This window comes from Mesorhizobium sp. M4A.F.Ca.ET.020.02.1.1 (genome assembly GCF_004022645.1).
Classification (GTDB): Bacteria; Pseudomonadota; Alphaproteobacteria; order Rhizobiales; family Rhizobiaceae; genus Mesorhizobium.
Map to the genome: position 1 here is coordinate 1 of NZ_RZOI01001319.1, position 663 is coordinate 663.

At 60.8% G+C, this 663-nt stretch carries 1 protein-coding gene; it reads right to left on the reverse strand.

Annotation, left to right across the window (positions count from 1 at the left end; all coding sequences use genetic code 11):
* A partial coding sequence (gene tatC / locus EN742_RS36880) for a twin-arginine translocase subunit TatC (RefSeq protein WP_128333989.1) occupies positions 1-663 on the reverse strand: 663 nt, incomplete at both ends.

Here is a 663-nt window from a genome sequence, read left to right on the forward strand (position 1 = left end):
GGATGGTCGGGATGGCGAGGCCGATCTGGCTCATCGGATCGGGCGGCGTCAGCACGGCGGCGACGACGAAGGCGATGACGATCGCCCATTTGCGCTTCTCGGCCAGCGCCTTCGACGACAGCATGCCGACTCTGGTCATCAGGCTGGTCACCACGGGCAACTGGAACACCAGGCCGAAGGAGAAGATCAGCGTCATGATCAGGCTGAGATATTCCGACACTTTTGGCAGCAGCGATATCTGCACCTGGTCGTTGGTGCCGGTCTGCTGCATGGCGAGGAAGAACCACATCACCATCGGCGTGAAGAAGAAATAGACCAGCGACGCGCCCATCAGGAACAGGATCGGCGAGGCGATCAGGAACGGCAGGAATGCGTTGCGCTCGTTCTTGTAGAGGCCGGGCGCGATGAATTTGTAGATCTGCGTAGCGATCAGCGGAAAGGCGATGACCATGCCGCCGAACATGGCAAGCTTCACCTGCGTGAAGAAGAACTCCTGCGGCGCGGTGTAGATCAGCTCGACCTTGTGCGGGTCGAGCCCGGCCCACTGGGTCGCCCACTTGAACGGGATGACCAGAAGGTTGAACAGCCGCTTGGCAAAGAAGAAGCAGACGAGGAAGGCGACAAAGAAGCCGCCGAGCGACCAGATCAGCCGCCGGCGCAGCT